The following is a 20,263-nucleotide window of genomic DNA, read 5'->3' as shown; positions in this document are numbered from 1 at the left end:
CGTTCGGATGCGTTATCGGGGCATCCGGTAGTTATGACGTTGGACTCGCTGGAACGCTCTCTCGGCTTCCAGCCTTCCCAATAGGGCTTCCTTGCGCCTGTCGTTGGCGGCGGTGTCCGCCTCGGTCTGGGTGATCGGGCGGGCAAGGTCGGCATCGTTGTAATACCGCCCCTCTGTGAACGGCGATCCTGGCGGCGCGAACTTCACCTTGTAGATGAGGAACCCCATCAAGCTCTCGCCAGTGAGCCGCCTGATGTCGTCCGGGAGGTAGACCTCCTTGTAGGCTTGCATGAAGTCGACGCCCTGCCTTTCGGCTGATGGCTCCGGCAGCTTCGTAATTGCCAGGTCGAGCTGGTCGGCAGGGACGCCCACCATGACCCGGTACGAATGCCTGGAGTTCGAAACCGTCAGTTCCCAGAAAGGCGGAAATCCCGGATCGTAAAACTCGTTGCGCCGGAAATGGACGATGAAGTTACGAGTATGTCGGGTTCCTTCTTGGCCCTCTACTCCATTGTTGTTGCGCCTTCGGCCCATGTCCGCCCTATCCTCTCGCTCGTTCCAGCCATTGTCGCGGGCGGACCTGCAAGTTTCAAAGCGGCCATCAATTTTGACGATACCCCCCTTGGAAGGGTGCCTCGTCCTTCCACCAGTGTCGGTTCTGGCTGCCGGCGAGACGGACAGTTGTCACGAACACTTTTACAACCAAGTTTGAGGTATCTCCCTCCCGGAAATCAAACTGGAGGGTGTGATTTGAGTTCAATTTGGTCTACCGCGCGCTGGGGACGTGACAGATCTTTGGATTCCGACCCACCAGGGTGGAGATCGGTCTTTCAGCAGGACTATGACCGACTTCTGTTTTCGACTCCGGTCCGGCGGCTTGCCGACAAGACTCAAGTTTGGCCCATGGAGGAAAACGATGGGGTTCGAACCCGTCTTACCCATTCGCATGAGGTGGCCAATCTCGCCCGGTCTATCGGATCGAGAATAGCGCTCGATAAGGGCACTTCATTCTTCGGCGCAGACCTACATACGCACGTCCAACCCGTCCTTCTGGCAATTGGATTAGCCCACGACCTGGGCAACCCACCGTTTGGCCATCAAGGGGAGGCCGCCATCGGCAAGTGGTTCTCCCAACGCTCGGACTGGATCTTCACTCACGAGATGGAGGGCCATGAAGCGCAACTGGAGAAACCAGTACCACCCCACTTACACCGGGAATTCCTCAAGTTCGACGGCAATCCACAAGGGTTCCGCTTGGTGACACGTCTACAGACGAACGTCGATCATGCGGGTCTCCACCTAACTGCAGGTACACTCGCCGCCCTGCTGAAATACCCGGTGAGTGCCAGCAACATCGACCCGGACCACCTGGTGAACAAGAAATTTGGATACTTTGAATCCGAACGCGAGATTGTGGATTGGGTCCGTGCCGAAACCGGAATGGCCGAAGGGGAACGTCATCCGCTCACTTGGATCATGGAGGCTTGCGACGACATCGCGTACAGCATCCTTGATGTGGACGACGTCATGAAAAAGAAGATCATATCTCCTGACGACGTCTTAGCGATCCTCCTCCACGACCCGCGCAGCTCATCCTCCGGGGCGGTGATGAAAACCCGAGACAGGTTTACAAAGGTTCAGGCAAGCGGGAGAGACGCGGACGTGGCGCGGGACATCAAGATCGGTTACCTCCGGGCCTACCTCATAGAGGAGCTGATACAGGAGGCGAGCAAGAGCTTCGTGGCCTCGTCAGACGCCATATTGGCCAAAACCCATGATACGCCACTTATGGAGGACGTGGCGCTTTGCAGTGCCCTCAAAGACGTGGCAAAAAAGCACGCGTTTGCAAACCCGTCTGTCCTTAAGATGGAGGCTATCGGAGCCGCGGCGCTAGACGGCCTTATGACGTTCTTCTGGCGTTCGATCAGCGACAGAAAGGATTTTGACGACATTGGGTCACGGCGGAATGGCGCCTTGGCAAAATACGGCTGGTCCATTGTGAGTTCGAACTATATTGAAGAGGCAGGCCGAAGCGGTTTAGGCTCAGGGGATGCATCGGCGATGCGGTATCGCGAACTGCATCTGCTGACGGATATGGTGTCGGGCATGACCGATTCATTCGCGTTGAAGTTGTGGAAACAGATAAAGGAAATCCCGGAGTGACGGTCGCAGCAGAGCAGCGGATCGTGAAGCGGAGAATGGATGAGTACCTTTGGTGGGAAAAATCCACGACAAACGTGCGTCTGCGCTCTTTGCTTAAGAAGCATTTCCTTGATTTCGAGCGCGTTGCGATTGTTGGCGGGATGGTCAGGGATATGGCCCGAGCCGGCAGGCGAGGGTTTCATTCCGACATCGACTTGGTGATACAGGCGCCGGCCGCCGCCGTTGCCCAGGTGGCGGCAAGGAATGGCGCTCGGCGCAATCAATTCGGTGGTTATTCCTTCGTTGAGGAAGGGTGGAAGCTGGATTTCTGGGCCTTGGAGACGACTTGGGCGGCTAGGGAAGGGCACGTCGAGGTCAAGCGTCTGGAGGACATCACACGTTGCACCTTCTTTGATTGGGATGCCATCCTTTACGACCTGAAAGAGCGAAAGGTAATCTGCGGAGACTCTTATCTGGACGGCGTCCGACGGGGAAGAATGGATATCTGCCTGCTACCCAATCCCTCCTATCTCGGAAATCTGTACAGGGCCGTTCAACGGATTCTCGCATGGGATTTGGAACCGGGCCCCAAGCTGAGAGCTTTCTTAGACGAGCATCTCGACGACGATGGGTTTCAGGGCCTCGTTCGAGAAGAGAGCAAGCGCTGCAAACGGACTTTCCTCCCTATGTTCGGGGACGCGCAGACGTTGCGTCGGTTGCTGGCTAGCAAGGACGATCGGACGCGGATCGCTACTGTGTATGCGAAACAGATGAGCCTCCCTGGGATGGCCCACTGAGCGATCGGGATTTTCTTTGCAGCGCTGATTTTTCATAAGACCACATCGACTGTGACTGGCATTCGGATCGGTCGACCAGGTCTCGACTGTAGAAGAAGGCGCCCACGACAGCGGGATCGAGCACGGCTTCAATGCCGGCCAGGCGAAGAATCAAACGAACCTTCTTGTGGTGCATTCCGGTCTTTTGGCAAAGTTCGCCTAGTGAGACGAAGCGTGACCTGAACGCCTCTGCGCTCTCCCTCGAGATCACCGGGATCATCCGCCTTGCGTCGGGACTGAATTCCTCAACGAGCATGAGGTGGCCGGCCTCGATAAGCCTGTTCACGACACGCTCATGCGTACCGGGAAGGAACGCCTCGGTCTCTGCCTTAGTGAGATTGGTGCGTGCTCCGCCCGAACGCACGATCCGCGTCACCTCGTCGGCGTCGAGCAGCAACGCCATGTAGTCATGCCTACCGGCAAGCCGTCCTTTCCAGGCGAGCTTTCCCGTGAAGATCATGTCCAGGAGGTCGGGAATGGTGCAGGTGGCCGCACGGCGGGCACCAGTGACGTCAACCTGACGTTCTGTCGGCTCGGAAATCTCCTGGGAGCCGTCGAATAGTCGATCTCGCAGTGCCTCGACATCGGCCTTCGAGAAACGGCGCTTTGCGTTCCGCCTGCTGCCGGTCCCGGCCAGCCCGACCAAGTATCCCCGCGCGACCAGGTCCTTCAGGTGAATCCGGGGAACGCCCAGCAGACGCTCGACTTCCGGCGCGGTGAGCGCACCCTTCAACTCGGCGACAACGCGGCTTACCTCCTCGGATTTGACAAGGATGCGATGGTCCATCATGCCGGAATGATCGGCAGCCTCGTCGACGCCCATTCGAGCAAAAAGCCGACGGATGCTCAACGCATGCATCCCGGAATCTCGGGCAGCGGTTCGGACGGTGTGAACCTTGCGCTTGCCCGCGACCTCGCCAAGAACGTCGGTGCCGGGCTCGATCGGCATGGTCTCGAGAGCGAATGTGCGCACGGCGTCGCGGAGCTTGCCGTAAGCCGGATCGGCGACGGTCTTCTGCAGGAGCCCGTAGGCATAGCCATAGGTGTCGCGGGGCCCCCAGACCCCTCGCGTCGATGCCTGTCCGCCGTTGAGCCTTTCCAAGAGAGTGCGCAGGGACTCCTCGCCAGCGCTGGCGATCCGAAATCCTTCGTCGGCAGCCAACGCCCAGTCCGACGTCGCAAAGCTCGCCACCCGGACCTTCGGCTGGTGCAGCGACGATACGCCGAGCGCTTCACAGAACGGAGCCGCGACGTAGAGCGGGAGGTCGTCGAGCCAGTTCTCGCGGGAACGAAGGCCGCGCAATCGGTCCTGAAGCCAGATCTGGAAGGGGGAGGAGGCTGCAGACACAGCATGTTCGGCAGCCTGCCGCAGAGTAGGAAACAGGGTTTCCATAGTGCCACTGAAATCGAACGGGGCGAAGGGTGTGCGCGTGGGGTTCGTCGTCGTGAGAAAGACATCATGCCGGGGACAGGAGCGGAAATGTGAAAGCGTCCATTCGAGCCGGAGCCAAGGCCTGCTTCGTGCTGGTCCATCATATTGGCTCATATCCTCAAGGGTGCATCGCGGGCAGTACCGAAAATACGTCCGGTTGACCGCCAAACGCATGACGGTTTCGCCTGCAACCTCGTACAGCTTTTCGGTCTTGCCGACGGGTGTGTACCGAAGCAGGCGCTCGGGATCCGCCCGTCCGAGAGTGGCGACGTCCCGTACCGCCGAGGCGAGGCCTAGATCCAGGCTTCGCTGCCGGATGCTCATGTCGCGAAGAAGGTCTTTTAGGGATCGGCCATTCAGCGCAGCGAGGCGGGACGCGAACCCGGCCGCAGGCTCCAAGTCCTCAAGCTGGTAAGCGAAACCTAGCGGTCCGAGAACCCAACCGTTCGTCCTCACGATCACTTGTCCTCGATCAAGAAGAGGCCCGGCTCAAGGCGCTCCCAGTCGTCAACGAGGAAAGGGTTCATGTGATCGAATCCACGGGCCTGCGAATGGTCGATGTATGCATAGGCGAAGTGGTCGCGGGTGAGGGTGGATGCGCTCCTCAATGCAGCCTGCTCGATCCCCGCGAGGACCACCTGTGCGATGCGGCCATACCGATACCTGGCAACGTGGGCGATGCGGTCTGGAAGGTCGCTCTCGGTGACTGCGCGATGGCCAAGTCCCACCGCGTCGCACATGGCAGTGACAATGTTGAGAATCAGGATACGCTCCTCAGGAAGCGTGACGTCTGGCAGGTGCAAATGACGTGACCGTCGCTCGACCTGCTCGTCGAGTCCCGCAAGCGCGTTGATGCCGGGCATCCCAGACATAAGAAAGCTTACTGGCCACGGTTTGTAGTTCATTACTCCCTTGATCGCTTTCCTGATTGAATCCCGCTCCTTGTCCGATTCAGTGAGTTTCAACAGGTGCTGCGTCTCGTCGATATGGATGAGCAGCTTCTTGCGCAGGTGCAATTGCTCGGGCAGGATGTCCCAGACCTCGCCCTGCTCTAGTTTCCGAGTGATCTTGTATCCGGCCTCCTTCAGGATGTTCAGACCCAGGAACTTGAGAGTCGAGGGTCCCATCAACGTATGGGTGACAACGGGCTTGATAAGGCCGTACGATCTCTGGATCGGAGCCAGGGTAGCGTTCTCCGCGAGCATGCGCTCGACGAGCGCGGTCTTGCCGGCGCCGCTTTCCCCGGTGACGAACAAGACGCGCCCGTCGTCTCGCCGGCCAGCTTTCTTCGCGAGCATCATCGCGACGAATCGAGAAAGAAGCTTTTTGGCACCCTGGTCGCGTCCGCACGGGACATAAACGCTCTTGGCCAGTTCGAGGGCCGCTTTGACGCGCTTCTCCTCATCGGTCATGCGTTCCGACACTGCGTCGAGAAAGTCGTCGTCGGACGCAGCGTCACTCCATTCCGGCGCGGCCTCGATGTCTTCGGTGGCAGTCATTTGTCTTCTCCCTCATAGAGGTTCAAGCTTCCGCCGAAAGGCTTGGACTTCATTCCAGCGTCATGCCTTTGTAGCGTTGTGGATTGGTCGGGCTCGTCGCGCTTGGACTGGCGTCTCTTTGCTGTCGTGACAAGTTCGCCCACCTGCTCGCCATCCGTCTCCTCGGCATACTGGTCGGGACCAAGCGCCGCCTGAGCGGCGAAGCGGATACGCTTCTCAAGCATATCGAGGGCCTTCTCGGTGACCACGTGGCTCGGGATCGCCGCCCTGTCCATGACACCCCTGGACAGGTCCAGGAGATCCCGGTGTGCGCTGATGCGGATAGGCCTTCCCAACTCCTCCTCTTGCTTTAGGAGGTCACGGACAGCGCGTTTGCCGAGCAGGTAATCGGCCAGCGTTTTACCTTTGAAATTTTGGTCGACAGCAGGGACCCTTAGGAAGTGCTGGTTCTCGGGGATGCCTTGGAGCCGTCCCCGGATATGCTTGGGGATCAGGACGTATAGATGGCCGAGATCCTCGGGCTCGACGATGGCGTCGACCTTCTTCTGGCCGACCTTCATGTGAAGCTCCGTCAGCTCCATTGAGTTGTACGAAATACCGACGGACTCCACTCCGTGCTTTGTGATCGACCGCTGCCTGCGCGTCAGCCCGAAGGCCACGACCAGCTGTTCGTCCGAGGGAGAAGGCGGCAGCCCCTGTTTGGCGAGTTCCTCCCACTTTGCATAGGGAGTTCGCCCCTCGAGGCCGCGATGCGGTCTCATGTGGTAATGGTCGACAATGAACCTGATGAGGCTTCTGTAGAATTCCCCTACGGTCAGCGAGGCGAGCTGTTCTGCGGGATAATCGCCCTGTTTCACGACGTTGGAGAAGGAACGGCCCGCGAAATAGCGGCAGAGCCGCTTGATGACCCTGAAGAACGCTTCGATCGTGCCTCGCTTGCGCGGATCTTGCTCCGGCACGACGCGGGGAACGCTGACCCTCGAAGCCGCCGTGTCGAATTCGCTGCGAAATACGGGGCCGCCGTCCGTGGCCACGTTGAGCGGGCGACCGTGCATGTGCCAGGACGCCGTTGCTCCCGCAGCATTGGCAAGCGCGCTCTTGTCGATCATGACCGACCTGAGGGCACTCTTCGTCGCGGCGGTGGAGGGAGGGCCGAACGCGAGGTTGAAGCCAACGATGGCTCGCGACGCGCAGTCGATCCCTGCCGTGAAAGTCGTTCGGATACGCGGCACGAGGCTGCGTTGCTTAGGCGTCAACGATTTCCAGAATTTCGACTTGGCAACGAGCGTGTGGAGATCGACCTCCCAGTCGTCCATCTCGACGCGCCCCAAAGCCTGCGTGACCTGCAATCCCTTGCCGACCGGCGCGTATTTCCGAAAAGCGTAGTCGAGTCCTTTGCGGCCGGCGTCCACCATGAACGGATCAAGCAGGTGGATCTTGCGCCGGACGGCATTGTGGCTCGCGTACACGTGCTGGTGTTTGGGCAGCCTCTCGTTGATGTCATACAGGGCAAGGTCCACGTTCTCGCAGATGTCGGCCATCCTGGGCTGCAGCAGATTAGCAAATTTCCGGACCTCGATCGCAATCACGTCGGCTACGCGAGGGTCCAATTGGTTGCGGTTGCCGCATTCGGAGTAGTGCGGACGCAGGCTGTCCATGCGGCAGTTGCCGTTGATGAAGCGCGCCAGCCATTTCTTCAGACCGGAAGGGCTTGGATAGTCAAAAGCCTTACGAACCTCACCCTGAATTCTTCGCCCAGGGCGCCTGCGTTCTCCGAAGGTGTCAAGGTACCATCGATCCATTCGATCGCGGTTCTCCTCAATAAACCGGGCGAAGTCATCGATGATGCGGCGTGGGCGCCAATGCCCCTGCACGTTCGCGGCGGAGTCCAGGAAACGGACACACCATTCCTTCTTCCATGCGAGAGTCCTGAGTTCTTCCTCAGATAGGTCGGTCAAGTCGGAGTCGTCGAACCGCACGCGCAGGATGGCCAAGGCCTTCGAATAGTGGCCCTCGTCGATCCGGATACGGTTCGACCGGATCAGTGCGTTGATCTCCTTGTCGGACTTCGTGACGAAGTAGTCTTCCGCAATCAGGTCGCCTGTCACGGGCTGGAGCACATGCGTGTCCTTGACCTTCCGCTCCACCCTGAAGGACTGGCCATCGATGAGCAGCCGATCGTGTCGGCCGAACAGATGGGCTCTCTCGGCTCTTGTTGCCGAGGCAGGATTCAATACTTTCATGCCTCCCCCCTTTTTGTTGTTTTCCTTTGCCGTATCAACCTTCCGTGATGAATAGATTAACGGCGCCCGTGCTGGGCGCCGTGGTTCACAAGGATTGCTTGATCGCCAAGCCGGACGTTGGCAGGGATCACAAGGAGGCCCTTCTGGATCAAGGTGACGGCCGCCCGCCAGCCTCGATTGCCAAGTCCGCTTGCCTCGACGATCTCATCGAGCGAAACCTGAGAAGGCAGCCTTCGCAAAAGGGCAGCCACGATCGACTGACCCTCGAAGTCGTAGTCGCCTCCGCAAGCCAGGATGTCCTTGGCGTTCTCGATTTGCGTGAAAGTCAGGTCCTTCTCGGTGAAGATGCGGAATTCATCAGCGATGCGGTCCCCCACCTGCTCGGATGCCAGCCGAAGCGCTTCTCGGAGATCCTCGTCGACGTCGATCTGGTACTTCACGGCGTAGGCGATCCGGCTGCCCGATTGCCGCTGGATGAAGTCGATCCAGTGGATGCGCCTCAGCCCATGCTGGAAGTATTGGACCTTCTGCTGCTCGCGCAGCTCCAGCGTCTCGGGTTTTGCGAGAAGAAAGTACGCTACCGATTCTTCAAGGCCACTCTCGTACCAGACCCTCCGCATGCGGAACGGATCGGTGACGAAGCCCACCTTGGAGTCGCGCTTCTTCGGCTGCGGCACGCGGTCAGCGATGCTGTCCTCGATTTCTAGGGCAGGGGCGTCCCGGCCCCAGTCACGTGAAGAGTCATCGGTATGGACAAGCCCCCAGCCGAGGTACGGATGCTCTTCAACCGGTGGGCGACGACAGGTCCGTGCCCGAGCTGGAATCCGTGGCTGTAGTTCTTCAGGGTTTCGGCGAGCAGCAGGTTATGACAACGCATTTCTATTCCCTTTCCTGGTTCGAGGCATGCGCATGCCGGCGAGCGGCGAAGCACCCGCAAGCCAACGGGAAGGCGGAAGAACACGGGCAGTTGCGCGGCCAACGCGACCGTCAGGTCGCGAAGTCCTCACGCGCGATGCCACTGAGTGACCGCCTCGCCGCCGTTCGATAGTGGAGGGACCAAAAAGCCGGACTTGATGCCCGGCAGAACATACCGGGGCCTCAGCCCTGAGCTTCGCGGGCCATCCGCACAGCTATCGATATGTTCATCATCAACATAGTCTGTCCTTGTGGGCGGATCTGATCAGACAGAACCGCGAGCGGGGCAAATACGGCGCCGACGCGGACCCCGTCAAACGCTTTCTGAAAACCGGTTTGTTCTTTTAGCGAACGTGGTTAACGGCGTGCGGCAAACGCGAGGGGCGTCAGTGGAAGGCAATCAAATTCTGATCGGCTAGTGATCCGGATCCGTCGAGAGCGACAGCGACAGGAGCCGTTGACGTGTGCGAACTGACGTCCGACCCTTGGCGAGTTCGCACGTCAAGGGGAGCGAGAAAAATGACCGACGGCAGCCGAAAAATCTACATTACGAGCGAGGCGAAGAAGCTCGAAATTCTTGCCTCGCTCGAATTGTCGGGAAGCGTCCGCACCCTGGATCGCCTCCTCCGGACCAGTTACGCCGACCTGGCGACATCCACCTCCGAAGAGGTCAGGGCGAAATACGCGCGGTGGCTGGAAGTGGCCCAGACGGGGCTGGCGATCGAAGCCGAATGGGGCGAGGGCGCGCTCCTTGATCTAAATGACCCGATCTTCGTCGACATGCGCGCGCGAGGCGATATGAATCCGGTCCGCGTCAGGAATGCGGAGGCGTATGCCGCCGCTCATCCCGGGCGCAAGTTCAGTTCTCCGAGCATCTTGTGAGCGTCGCCCTGCTTGCCGACAAAGGTGTGCCGCTCTTTGGTTCTGTCGGGAATCAAAATGAAGGTTCCCTTCTCCTCGTCGGGCGTCTCATACGGCCTTGTGACGTGATAGATTTCGCCATCCGCACCCTGATCAACCAAGCGCTCTTCGTACTTGACGGCGTTGTCGGCTTCGTCGTTTTCATTCTCGTATTCAGGATGTTGCATAGGCATAATCAAGCTCCCCCTTAAAGACTTACACCTCGCAACCGGTAGCCTGTGAAATCTTGCGGTTTCGTTATCGCGCCTGTTGGATCAAGGGGTTCGCGCGGCACCCCATCCGATAACCATGTTATGACCGCCGCTCTCGCCGAATGCTCCGGCGAGTTGGACAAGCCTACGCCACCAACGACAAGCTTGGCTGGATCCCACCGCGGACCAGCGCTGCGGTGATTGGGATCAGGCAAAAAAGATATTGACTCCCTGCGGTTTGTTCACTATTTGTTCCGATCATGAAAATCATCGCGCACCTCATACGCTGACCGTTCCGAACCCGCTCTTCACGGGTATTTTCGAACGAGTCCGCAGGTGCAGCAGTGACCAGCCTTACATACCCGACGAACGATGTCCTCGAAGCCGCGCTCTGCCGCGCGCAGTCGAACGTCTTCTTGCCACGGGGAACCGTCCGATGCCAGGGACCGCCAGCCTTCCGGACACAGCTGGCACGCGACCTTGGTTGCCTTCTCGACGTTGACGATGAAGTGGACGCCTGGTCGTGCCTTCCGGCCACCCTCGGTCCTGGAGAAGGCACGCACATTCCTGATTTCCTGATCAGGCGCGGACGCCGGCATACCCTTGTCGACGCGGGTTCGGGACCGGGACACCCTTGGCTCGAACACGCCGCCAGGGAACGTGGTTGCGACTACCAGGCATGGTCTAAATCTTCCATCCGGGATGGGTTTCGTCTCGCCAATGCAAAGGACCTGCTGAGATACGCCCGATGGGAATGCCCCTTGGGCGACCGCATTCGGTTGCTTGGAGCGCTGGATGAGGCCGGCTCCGTGTCCGTAGGGGAATGTCTCGCCGCCTTCCGAGAGACGGTCCCGATAGCGGGGCTTTCGTCGTTGGTACTGCATCGCTTCGTCGAGATCGATCTCGACGAAGCGCGGATCGGGCCGGAAACAGCCGTTCGCCGCATCCGGGGCTGAATGCGGCTTCCGAACACCATCGCCGCTGCGCCGCCGAGCGCCCGGAACTATCAAGTCAGGACATCAAATGAAACGCATGTCGACAGCGCTGAGCATCAAGCTCGCCTCGAACGCAACGCGGTTCGCCGCCTATTGCTCGGTGATGCGCGCACTCCGGCATCAACGGGACTTCTTGTCCGGAAGGCCGGGCGTGATCGTGCTGATCGCCCCGACGGAAGAGGACGTGGATATTTACGAGGGCGCGTCCCAATTCCCGGCGCGGGGGGAATCGCTCATCAGCAGAAGCGGGTACGATCGCGAACGGACGCTCGTCATGACAGTCAAACCGGAGGGCCGGAAAAAGTCCGAACGGTTCGACCTCCTCGGGATCGCCGGGTCCAACGACCGTATCATCGTCGTCACGCATTCCCGCGACCTTCTCTCGGAAAACGTCGACGCGGTTGCAGATGCCGTGCTGGTGCTGCCGGCGGTCCAGCCCCGATATCTCAAGGCGGCCGCCCGTTTCTGTCGCGGTCAGATCTTGTCAGACGAGGATGCATCATTCCTGTCGACGGTCCCGCTGCATGTTCTCGCAGCAATCTGGCGCAAAGGCAGAGCACTGGACAAGGTCCTGCAAGCTGCTCGCGCGACCCTGATCGCGCCAAAGTCGATCTTGGTGGAGGGACCGACTTTGGACGATCTCCATGGACTGGGCGCCGCTGCCGAATGGGGAAGGGAGCTTGCCGTCGACTTGAAAGACTGGCGCGCAGGCAAGATCGAGTGGTCGGAAGTCGACAGGGGAATCCTGCTCAGCGGGCCGCCAGGGTCGGGCAAGACGATGTTCGCCGCGGCCCTCGCGCGAACCTGCGGAGTCCATCTTGTCTTGGGTTCGCTGGCGCGCTGGCAGGCAATGGGCCACTTGGGAGACCTTTTGAAGGCGATGAGAGGCACGTTCGCAGAAGGCATGAAGAACGCTCCCTCGATCGTGCTCATTGACGAAATTGATTCCGTCGGAGACAGAATGGCCTTCTCCGGGCACAACGCACAGTATAGCCGCGAGGTCGTCAACGGCCTTCTGGAATGCCTCGATGGATCCGGTGGCAGGGAAGGCGTCGTTGTGGTTGGGGCGACGAACTTTCCCCATTTGCTGGATGCGGCGCTGACCCGTCCGGGCCGCCTCGACAGGCATGTGAACATTCCGCTGCCGGACATGGCGGGACGACAAGGAATTCTCGGTTGGCATCTAGCGGCGGCGTCGCCTGCTCTGGACCTGACTTCCGTCGCCGCCCGCACGAACGGCTGGACAGGGGCAGCTCTGGAACAGCTTGCCCGGCAGGCCCGTCGCCGTGCGCGCCGTGCGCGGCGCGACCTAGAAACCGCGGACTTGCTCGCCGGCTTGCCCGAGCTGGTACCTCTCCCTGAAGCCATGCTGTGGCGAAACGCGATCCACGAGGCCGGTCACGTGGTCGTCGGCCTGACGCTGGGCATCGGCGATTTCAGGAGCGTGGAGATCATCGACGCCTTCGACTCGTCAGGCGAGTCCACGCAATGGGGAGGAGGGGCGCGTTTCGATGAGCATGTCTTTCCGGAGCGGACCAAGGCTGGATTCCTCGACCGGATCGCCGTCGCGCTTGCAGGACTGGCAGCCGAGGAGGTTGTGTTCGGTTCGAGGTCTGCCGGAGGAGGGGGAAGAAAAGGTTCCGACCTTCACACCGCCACAGTCACTGCCCTGCAGGTGGAAGCCGCTTACGGGCTGGGAACAGGGTTCACGTTCTTATCAGGGGCAAGCGAGGAGCAACTTCTTGTGACGCTGCATATGAACGGCGGTCTGCAGGTCCGCGTCGAGAACGTCCTTGCCGCCGAATTCCGTCGCGCGAAGAAGCTTGCTGAAGAGAAGCGAACCGAACTCGAAAGGATCGCCGAGTCCTTGCTTCGGAAGAAGATGCTTTCGGCAGAGGACGTGTCGTATCTGATGGACCTGCAGCCACGCCTGGCATTTGTCGAGCAGGCAGCACGCGGTGCTTGACCCGAGAGGCCGTCACCACGGAAGACGGGAAACCAGCTCACTCTAGTTTCCACGGACTGTCGATCTTTCTTGCGCCAGTGGCTGGAACGGCGGAGCATCACTCACGAGGATGAGTCTCAAGGCAGGCCCGACGGCGGAGTAGGGAGCCGCGCCCCAAGACAGGTGGGCTGGGCGCAATTGATGTCGTCCAAGGGGCGGATGTCTGCAAGCGAGAAGCGAGTAACCGGATTTGGACCCGAAGTCGCCTCTCGGAGATGAGGGCGGGCATGACCGCCTTGCGCCACCGACCGGACATCCGCGGCGCGGATCAATTAATTTCAATTCTCGTCCGCACAGCTCCATAAGCATGCCGTCGATTGTACGGACGCTTTGTGCCGAGTTCATCGATTAGCGAGATCCATCCCGGAGCGCGTCGACTCGCGCGGCGGCTGCCCGGTCACCCGACTGAACACGCGCGAGAAGGCGGCCGCGCTGTCGTAGCCGACCTGCGCTGCGACACTCTTGACCGGTTTGCCTTTGCCGAGAAGCTGGCGCGCGATCGTCATGCGCCAGACCGTCAGGTACTCAATGGGCGTAAGGCCGACCAGCGTCCGAAAATGATCGGCGAACCGCGTGCGTGACATGCCCGCAACGTCGGCCAGATCCTCAAGCTTCCAAGGCTTCTTCGGCCCCTCATGCATCGCGGTCAGCGCTTTTGCCAGGCGTGGGTCGGCGAGCCCGGCGAGCACGCCGGTCGAAATGGCGCCGCTCTCAACGACGTGACGCACGATTAGGATCAGGAGATAGTCGAACAGCCGGTCGAGCGCCGCCTGGCGGCCACCAGCTTCGGAGAAGGCTTCCCCGACCAGCAGATCACAGACCGGGCCAAGCGCCGGATGAGCAGCGAGCGGCAGGACCACACATTCAGGCAAGCCCTGGCCAATCGGGTTGCCCTCCGCACCCCCGAGTTCGACCGTCGCGCATACGAGGTCGGCTCCCCGCTCGGGATCAACTGCGAAACTGTGAGTCCGCCCGCGCGGCAAAAACAGCAGGGTCGGCTCGACGAGTTCGAGGTCGGCTTGTCCGTCCTGGGTAACCGTGAGCGCGCCTGCCTTGAACAGGTGCAAATGGCCCACACCAGTGAACTGCAACGTCTGGCACAGCTTCCCGGTGAAGAACGTCCGGGCCGTCGGCGTTACGTGGGCGAACAGGGCAGCGAAGGGGTCCATCGGGACGATCAGCAAAATAATTGGCACCAAGCGTCACCCATAGTCTTCCATATGAGCTGTGTGCAAGTCCCCAGTCCTCGATCAACCGGAGAGTCCCATGAATATTCGCTTCGTCACAAAGACCGTTCACGCCTTCCTCGACTATCCCGTCGCGCTGGGCCTTATGGCAACGCCGTTCCTGCTCGGACTCGGCCATGCCAATCCGCTGGCGCTTTGGGTGTCAGTCGCAACCGGCGTCGCCGCCCTCATTCTGACCCTGTTCACCGATCACAGGACCGGTGTAGTCCGAGTGCTGCCATATGGGCTGCATATCGCGGTTGACCGCCTCGTCGGCGTTACTTTCGTCGCCGTGCCCTTCGTGCTCGGCCTGCAGGGGCTGGACGCCTGGTACTACTGGGCGAACGGTGCTGCGGTTCTCCTCGTCACCTTCGTGCTCAACGCGCCCGAAAGCGGGGAGCGCGCGCTGAAGACGGCGCACCCCTAAGAGCCTTTGCTGACATCATGTGGCAGCGGCCGAGTTAACCCTCGGCCGCTGCTGGTGCTTGAACCACCCAGGTTCGCCAATAGCGATCCGCTTCGCTGCGGCACACGAGCAAATTGACATCAAGGTCGTCGCGCAAAGTGTTGGGTCGACAACCGGTTACGTGAGATCGAAAAGACCTTCTGTGCCTGCAATTTACCCTGAACCAACAAATGTCTGAGGAGACGACACCTATGAAAGCGATCATTGTGACAAACCAGTCTGCGGGAACGGCCGGCATGACACTGGTGGAGCGGCCCAAGCCACAGGCAGCGATAAACGACGTCGTCGTTCAGGTTCATGCGTCGGGCTTCGTTCCGACCGAGTTGGAGTGGCCTTCGACTTGGACCGACCGCCGCGACCAGGCGCGTACGCCGTCGATCCCTGGACACGAGCTGGCCGGAGTGGTCACCGCGCTCGGCTATGGCACCACGGGTCTTTCAGTGGGACAGCGGGTGTTCGGTCTCGCGGATTGGTATCGCGACGGCACACTGGCGGAGCATATTGCCATGGAAGCACGCAACCTCGCGCCGCTGCCAGGCGACGTCGATTTCACAGTGGGCGCGAGCCTGCCAATCTCGGGTCTGACCGCGTGGCAGGGACTCTTTCAGCACGGCCGTCTTCAGGTGGGGCAGAGCGTCCTTGCACATGGCGCAGCCGGCGCGGTCGGTTCGATGGTGACGCAACTCGCACGAGAGGCCGGCGCCTATGTCATCGGCACGGGGCGCGCCGCCGACCTTCAGAAGGCGCTGGATTTCGGCGCAAATGAATTCATCGACCTCGAGAACGACGCCCTGGAAGACGTCGGTGGAGTCGATCTGGTGTTCGATGTCATCGGCGGGGACATCCAGAAGCGGTCCGCAGCTCTGATCAGGGCGGGAGGAACGCTGGTGACCGTCGTCGGCCCGGCCGAGGCGCGGCCCGCAGACGGCCTGGCGGTTGACTTCGTTGTCGAGTCCGATCGCGCCCAACTGAGTGAGATCGTCCAGCGGGTGCGGGACGGACGACTGCGGACGAACATCGGCAAAGTTTCGGCCCTCAACGAGGCCGTTGCGACCTTCAACGCGAGCGAGCGACACACGGGGAAGACGGTCATCCGCATCCGTCCGTAAGACCTTGGGGAGAGGGGGCGGTTCCTCGCTCCTCGATTGTCGTCCATGCAGAATCCGCAGATGAGTTGCAAGCTCAAGCTGCAGTCCAGTTGGTTGGCTGACAGCAGCTGATTTCAGGGCGTTACTGGCAGTTAGATTTCCGAGCATATCTCGAGATATCTGCACAACGAGCTGGACCTGTGGCTACGTCTGACATTCAATTTCGGATCGTTGCGGCCGACTATGTCTCGGCTGCTGACGAGAGCGTGCTCTATGATGATGGATTGGTCGGAGGAAAGTATTTCCCGGCAATTGAGTGATTGCGCAACGGTGCAGGGCGATATGGGCCGTAGGTGCTGAAATTGCGTACGGCCTCCAGCTCAAGACGCTGATAGACCGTTGCGTGCAGTACAGCGTCAGCAGGAACATTGCGGTCCGCCGGATACCATTTAACAGGCAAGCCCCCGACCCCAACCATGCACTCGTCATGCATCATGCCCTCGCACGATGGGTAGAGGGCCAGCACGCGGTGATCGATTTCCACATGCGCCTCTGCGGGGATCTCGGTCTCTATGAAGTCAGCCATCCATTTCAAAGAAATGTCCGACAGCCGCGATTCATTTTCCGGATAGCTGCCACCAATGTCCGAATGGTTGCCAGCGAACCAAACCTGTTGGAACGGTTCAGGTTCGCCCTCGTGAGACGGCGGCAGGTTCGACCCACCCCACGGCACACGGGCAAAGTCCTTGCGGTACTCGTCAATTGCCATGGCGTGCCGGGCAAAGTGCACGCTCTTAGGAAGGTGAAGGTCGTACCCGCGCCTCAGCAAGCGCGACCATCCTACGGCGGCGACGGTATCCCATACACCGATGAAGTACGGTGCGGCCGCCGTGGCCTGGCACGCGAACGTTTTGCGGAAGGCTTCGATGTCTGCGGTTCGCTTTGGCGATTCCTTCTTGGCGTAGCCGCACAGATACAGCGCTCGTACCGCGCCCCGTGAGATTGCGCGCAGGTCCTTCGGCTGGAGGCTGATCGCCTTCCCCTGCTGGTCTTGCGTGGGGATGCCGAAAAGTTCGATGACGTGCCCGAGGCACCGCGCGGTGTAGGCTCCACGGCTGAAGCCGAATAGAAAGATGCGGTCACCCGGCCGCCATACACTGATCACAGAGGAATAGCCGTCGATGATTCGCTTTGTGAGGCCCCCTCCGAACATCTGGTGAATGTGGTCGATCAGCCGCATCGGTTTACCCGGCTCAGGCGTGCCGATGCCGTGGATATAGAAGGCGACCTGCTTGGCTGGGTCGATTGAGGAGTCAGGCCCTGTGCGCGTCGCGCGGTAGAGCTTATAGACATTGGTGCGGCTTTCATCGGGCATCAACCCGCTTTCATTGCCTGTGCCATCAGCAAAAATCAGGATGTTTTTGGGCATCCGGTTCCTCCTTGCCAAGTGATTGTCATACCGTTCTGCGTGCAGTCCCTAAGTTGTGGTGCCCAACTAATCGACATGATGACGGCTTGCCGGCAATTCAGGCGAAGGGAAGTATTTTCGGAAGAAGTCGCGCCAAAACCGCACTACGCCCTCGAGCAATCGAGCTGCCATCGTTCGCCTGCGCTTTCGCCACTACCCGGGAGCAGACGTCGTCAACAATGAAATTCAGGTCGACGTTGCGCAAGGAGCGCACCCCCCGGTCGTGATGTTAGATCAGCTGTGGGCCAGCCCTTCCTCGAACAGCTGGGCCTCCAGATTCCGCCGTATTACGAGGCCAGAGGCCTTGGGGTCGTTCTCCCAGAGACGAGTCATATCACGAATTTCTTGTGGGATTAGGCCGAAGGCTTTGTTCTGCATGTGGGAATAGATATTGCGCATCTCAAAATACCGATCCTTCTTGTGAGGATCTTTCGGCGGGGGTGCCTTAAAGCTCGCACCTCTGTTGTAGTCGAGGGACACCAGCGCTCCGAGAGACTTTGGGCTGAGATACTTGGTATTAAAGAGGATGTTTTCCACTTCACCTGTATAGCGCGGAGCGTCCTTTTCGATAAATTGGCGGTAAGCCGTGTCGTAATCGATACGGACCGCAGGCATGTGCTTGACGAGTTTCTTTGCCTTGTCAGCCTTGACCCCGCAAGCTTCTGAAAGGATGTCGATATCAGTATCCGCAATATAGCCGTTCCAGTCAGCCTTGAGGCGATCAACATTGACGTATCCCACGTCGTACCCGATCCCGCACGTGGCGCCCGACAGTCCGCCGGGCCAGATGATCCCGGTATACTTCTTCGTATACGTCTTCTTGCTGGTGACCTCGCAATATACGATCAGGTCGATCGCCGCTGGGTCGATTGGGGTCTTTGAGATCGGACCATTCGATACACCGGCCGACGCGGCCACGCCTGCATGCAGGGCGTTCTTGGCCTCGAGACTGCCGCCGGCGCCAACGAGAACGACGTCGGTGTTCTCGAGCGCAGCCAGAGTCTGGTTGAAGTTCAGATTATCAGCAGCCATTGCCCTGGCCAAACCGAGAGCCGCAAACGTTGCCGCCGCGCCACCGCCTATCAGTACCTCACGCCTGTTCATTTGCTCGCACCTGCAGTTTGTGTGTTGCACCCATTGATTTCGCTTCCGGACGCACCACAGATCCAGTTGTGGATCTCCGTCTGTGTGACGTCCTCACTGTACATATTGGTTGCCTCCAGGCACGACGCGGCCAGAGATTTCGCTGAAGTTTCTACATTGAACGATATGACCCCTTGGACCGATCGCGGCCGCACTTCGCTAAACAGATCGCCAGATTTGCAACCGCGGTTTAGACCCACAAAGACAGGTCCACCGGAATCCCCTTGGCAGAAGGCCCCTTTTTTTGAACCGGGTTTGAAGATTAGGTGCTCCCCGTTTTGCACCAGTTCCGGCGGGAAGGTCACAAAAAACTCCCCGAGGGGTGATTTGGTATTCGAGACCCCGTAGCCAGCGAGCGTGGCGGTGCCATCGAATTTGGTCGCAAGCGACGCTTCGGGAAAATCCGACGGATCAAATGGGTTCTCGAAATGCAATAGCGCCACATCATGGGAATTGCCGGCGAGACTTCTATCATACAGCTTATTGACGATCGCTTTGTCGGCGTACCTGACTTTGTCAACGTCGGTAAGGACTGAGTTGCTGACCGTTGCCTGTAACGCCTGTTCTGCCGAGGGCGGTGAGAACACAAAGTCCTGGTCTTCCGGGAGACTGAGGTCATTGCTGGCGTGTTTCGACGAGTCTTTGGCCGTTATGCAATGCGCTGCCGTCAAGACCCAGTGCTCCCCAACGATGGTCCCGGTGCAGCCCTCGAATCCGTCGGTCCCGGGCTGCTTAATCAACAGCCTCACGACCTCAGGAAATTGGCGCCAGGAGAACTGGGGCAATTTCCTTCCGGCCTGCTTTAGATAAACGCTGTTGATCATGTTACACCCCAGCACTTCGCTATCGTCGCCACCCGAGGCGATAAGAGTTCGGTACCGGGAGCCTTTCGTCATGCCCGGCCGAATACCCGACAGGATATCAGGGGTGACATTGATGGGCTGGTTTCCTGGGAGAGGGTCGAGCGGGTTGAGGATGCAACCGGGACAATGTTGCGGATCAGGATGCAATGCAGCATTCCAATCGACATGGCCCAAAGTGCCGTCGTCAGCGCCAAACCCCGGATCTCCGTCAATGCTTCTCAACGGCTTTGAGAGCCAAGGCGATACGGATTTTGGCCTGAGTTGAAGCAGGTTGAGATCTTCTTTATTTATCGTACCTTTCAAATTTTGTTGGATCTCAAAATCATTGTTGAATTCCAGATCTCCCGCGAAGCTTGAATAGCTCAGCGCCAGAAAAACAAGCGTAGCCGCTGCTGTCAGTCTCACTTCGCCAACTCCCCCATCACTCGCAGAAAATTGTATTTTTTGGTTTTTCGCAAGTCCTCGTGGACAAAATATTCGAGGTGGTGAAACAAATCACGCCCGCGTTGATCTGAATGTCAGCTATTCACATCCGCAGCCAGGCAATCGTAATGTCCGGAACTTTGATGCCCGGCCCCCGCAGTCGGCCGGTACGACATCGGTGCCTGCATATCGAGATCAAATTCTCATGCCGCGATTATCAATCACATCGCCGAAAGCCCCGGCATTATGGAGCAAGTGCCACAAGAACACTCCTCTGAGATTTCCGGGGGGCGGGCTGACCTTCCTCTCAGGAACTACCGATCAGGAACTGATGGTTGCGTTGCACACGGACGGCGACCTCAGGAAGAGGGTGGAAGGAGTCCTGGTCGCTGAGTTCGCTCGTGCCA

The 20,263-nt window shown here is 59.5% G+C and carries 17 protein-coding genes; 7 read left to right on the top strand and 10 right to left on the bottom strand.

All coding sequences use genetic code 11. The features are described 5' to 3' along the window. Nucleotides 1-12 precede the first annotated feature (12 nt). The gene (locus FJV80_RS07935; RefSeq protein WP_142876057.1) at nucleotides 13-534 is read right to left on the bottom strand and encodes a hypothetical protein; all 522 of its coding nucleotides are present in this window, start codon (nucleotides 532-534) and stop codon (nucleotides 13-15) included. On the opposite strand from FJV80_RS07935, the gene dgt reads away from it, so the two are divergent. Both dgt and FJV80_RS07925 read left to right on the top strand, forming a co-directional pair. After that, entirely contained in the window at nucleotides 460-2,163 is a 1,704-nt protein-coding gene (dgt, locus tag FJV80_RS07930; protein WP_348643952.1) for a dGTP triphosphohydrolase, read from the top strand. The genes FJV80_RS07935 and dgt overlap by 75 nt on opposite strands. Further along, nucleotides 2,160-2,939, top strand: a complete 780-nt coding sequence (locus FJV80_RS07925; protein WP_142876055.1) for a hypothetical protein — start codon at nucleotides 2,160-2,162, stop codon at nucleotides 2,937-2,939. The genes dgt and FJV80_RS07925 overlap by 4 nt, the downstream gene beginning before the upstream one ends. Here FJV80_RS07925 and FJV80_RS07920 read toward each other — a convergent pair. From FJV80_RS07920 to FJV80_RS07905, 4 genes are read right to left on the bottom strand one after another with little or no spacing between them, the layout of a single operon-like run. After that, entirely contained in the window at nucleotides 2,893-4,866 is a 1,974-nt protein-coding gene (locus FJV80_RS07920; RefSeq protein ID WP_185975154.1) for a TniQ family protein, read from the bottom strand. The genes FJV80_RS07925 and FJV80_RS07920 overlap by 47 nt on opposite strands. 2 nt (nucleotides 4,867-4,868) lie before the next feature. Beyond that, nucleotides 4,869-5,909, bottom strand: a complete 1,041-nt coding sequence (locus FJV80_RS07915; RefSeq protein WP_142876053.1) for an ATP-binding protein — start codon at nucleotides 5,907-5,909, stop codon at nucleotides 4,869-4,871. After that, nucleotides 5,906-8,152 carry a Mu transposase C-terminal domain-containing protein gene (locus FJV80_RS07910; protein ID WP_142876052.1) on the bottom strand — a complete coding sequence of 749 codons (2,247 nt, stop codon included), beginning with the start codon at nucleotides 8,150-8,152 and terminating at the stop codon, nucleotides 5,906-5,908. The genes FJV80_RS07915 and FJV80_RS07910 overlap by 4 nt, the downstream gene beginning before the upstream one ends. A gap of 56 nt (nucleotides 8,153-8,208) precedes the next feature. Further along, nucleotides 8,209-8,829 carry a hypothetical protein gene (locus tag FJV80_RS07905; protein WP_142876051.1) on the bottom strand — a complete coding sequence of 207 codons (621 nt, stop codon included), beginning with the start codon at nucleotides 8,827-8,829 and terminating at the stop codon, nucleotides 8,209-8,211. Nucleotides 8,830-9,586: 757 nt separating this feature from the next. Between FJV80_RS07905 and FJV80_RS07900 the strand changes: the two genes are divergently transcribed. Continuing rightward, nucleotides 9,587-9,949: a hypothetical protein gene (locus FJV80_RS07900; RefSeq protein ID WP_142876050.1), complete on the top strand. Its 363-nt coding sequence runs from the start codon at nucleotides 9,587-9,589 to the stop codon at nucleotides 9,947-9,949. Here the strand turns inward: FJV80_RS07900 and FJV80_RS07895 are convergent. Beyond that, a complete protein-coding gene (locus tag FJV80_RS07895) occupies nucleotides 9,910-10,161 on the bottom strand; it encodes a hypothetical protein (protein ID WP_142876049.1) in 252 nt (83 codons plus the stop codon). The two genes, FJV80_RS07900 and FJV80_RS07895, sit on opposite strands and share 40 nt — an antisense overlap. Nucleotides 10,162-10,940: 779 nt before the next feature. Here FJV80_RS07895 and FJV80_RS34955 point away from each other — a divergent pair. Together FJV80_RS34955 and FJV80_RS07885 are read left to right on the top strand one after the other, a co-directional pair. Next, nucleotides 10,941-11,135 (top strand): hypothetical protein, encoded by a 195-nt coding sequence (locus tag FJV80_RS34955; protein WP_246688925.1) that lies wholly within the window; start codon nucleotides 10,941-10,943, stop codon nucleotides 11,133-11,135. 67 nt (nucleotides 11,136-11,202) lie between these two features. Then, nucleotides 11,203-13,140 (top strand): AAA family ATPase, encoded by a 1,938-nt coding sequence (locus FJV80_RS07885; protein WP_142876047.1) that lies wholly within the window; start codon nucleotides 11,203-11,205, stop codon nucleotides 13,138-13,140. Between the two features lie 380 nt (nucleotides 13,141-13,520). Here the strand turns inward: FJV80_RS07885 and FJV80_RS07880 are convergent, their stop codons facing one another. After that, a complete protein-coding gene (locus FJV80_RS07880; protein ID WP_246688924.1) occupies nucleotides 13,521-14,375 on the bottom strand; it encodes an AraC family transcriptional regulator in 855 nt (284 codons plus the stop codon). 70 nt (nucleotides 14,376-14,445) lie between these two features. Here FJV80_RS07880 and FJV80_RS07875 point away from each other — a divergent pair, with 70 nt between their 5' ends. After that, nucleotides 14,446-14,832, top strand: coding sequence for a hypothetical protein (locus FJV80_RS07875; RefSeq protein WP_142876046.1), 387 nt, complete (start codon nucleotides 14,446-14,448; stop codon nucleotides 14,830-14,832). 230 nt (nucleotides 14,833-15,062) lie between these two features. After that, the gene (locus FJV80_RS07870; RefSeq protein WP_142876045.1) at nucleotides 15,063-15,980 is read left to right on the top strand and encodes an NADP-dependent oxidoreductase; all 918 of its coding nucleotides are present in this window, start codon (nucleotides 15,063-15,065) and stop codon (nucleotides 15,978-15,980) included. Nucleotides 15,981-16,230: 250 nt separating this feature from the next. Here the strand turns inward: FJV80_RS07870 and FJV80_RS07865 are convergent, their stop codons facing one another. From FJV80_RS07865 to FJV80_RS07855, 3 genes are all read right to left on the bottom strand, one after another. Further along, the gene (locus FJV80_RS07865; RefSeq protein WP_142876044.1) at nucleotides 16,231-17,388 is read right to left on the bottom strand and encodes a DUF2235 domain-containing protein; all 1,158 of its coding nucleotides are present in this window, start codon (nucleotides 17,386-17,388) and stop codon (nucleotides 16,231-16,233) included. A gap of 273 nt (nucleotides 17,389-17,661) precedes the next feature. Further along, entirely contained in the window at nucleotides 17,662-18,531 is an 870-nt protein-coding gene (locus FJV80_RS07860; RefSeq protein ID WP_142876043.1) for a hypothetical protein, read from the bottom strand. Then, the gene (locus FJV80_RS07855; protein ID WP_142876042.1) at nucleotides 18,528-19,838 is read right to left on the bottom strand and encodes a trypsin-like serine protease; all 1,311 of its coding nucleotides are present in this window, start codon (nucleotides 19,836-19,838) and stop codon (nucleotides 18,528-18,530) included. Before FJV80_RS07855 ends, FJV80_RS07860 begins: the two co-directional genes overlap by 4 nt. Nucleotides 19,839-20,263: the final 425 nt, after the last annotated feature.

The organism is Mesorhizobium sp. WSM4310 (assembly GCF_007003935.1).
Taxonomy (GTDB): domain Bacteria; phylum Pseudomonadota; class Alphaproteobacteria; order Rhizobiales; family Rhizobiaceae; genus Mesorhizobium.
Note: the sequence above shows the minus strand (reverse complement) of the source record. Positions and strands in the feature narration are given on the sequence as shown.

Excerpts from the sequence above, each read along its gene's own strand:
- dgt (WP_348643952.1), top strand. The coding sequence starts at position 460 with ATGGACGATGAAGTTACGAGTATGTCGGGTTCCTTCTTGGCCCTCTAC.
- FJV80_RS07935 (WP_142876057.1), bottom strand. The coding sequence starts at position 534 with ATGGGCCGAAGGCGCAACAACAATGGAGTAGAGGGCCAAGAAGGAACC.
- FJV80_RS07915 (WP_142876053.1), bottom strand. The coding sequence starts at position 5,909 with ATGACTGCCACCGAAGACATCGAGGCCGCGCCGGAATGGAGTGACGCT.
- FJV80_RS07910 (WP_142876052.1), bottom strand. The coding sequence starts at position 8,152 with ATGAAAGTATTGAATCCTGCCTCGGCAACAAGAGCCGAGAGAGCCCAT.
- FJV80_RS07900 (WP_142876050.1), top strand. The coding sequence starts at position 9,587 with ATGACCGACGGCAGCCGAAAAATCTACATTACGAGCGAGGCGAAGAAG.
- FJV80_RS07895 (WP_142876049.1), bottom strand. The coding sequence starts at position 10,161 with ATGCCTATGCAACATCCTGAATACGAGAATGAAAACGACGAAGCCGAC.
- FJV80_RS07885 (WP_142876047.1), top strand. The coding sequence starts at position 11,203 with ATGAAACGCATGTCGACAGCGCTGAGCATCAAGCTCGCCTCGAACGCA.
- FJV80_RS07875 (WP_142876046.1), top strand. The coding sequence starts at position 14,446 with ATGAATATTCGCTTCGTCACAAAGACCGTTCACGCCTTCCTCGACTAT.
- FJV80_RS07870 (WP_142876045.1), top strand. The coding sequence starts at position 15,063 with ATGAAAGCGATCATTGTGACAAACCAGTCTGCGGGAACGGCCGGCATG.
- FJV80_RS07865 (WP_142876044.1), bottom strand. The coding sequence starts at position 17,388 with ATGCCCAAAAACATCCTGATTTTTGCTGATGGCACAGGCAATGAAAGC.
- FJV80_RS07860 (WP_142876043.1), bottom strand. The coding sequence starts at position 18,531 with ATGAACAGGCGTGAGGTACTGATAGGCGGTGGCGCGGCGGCAACGTTT.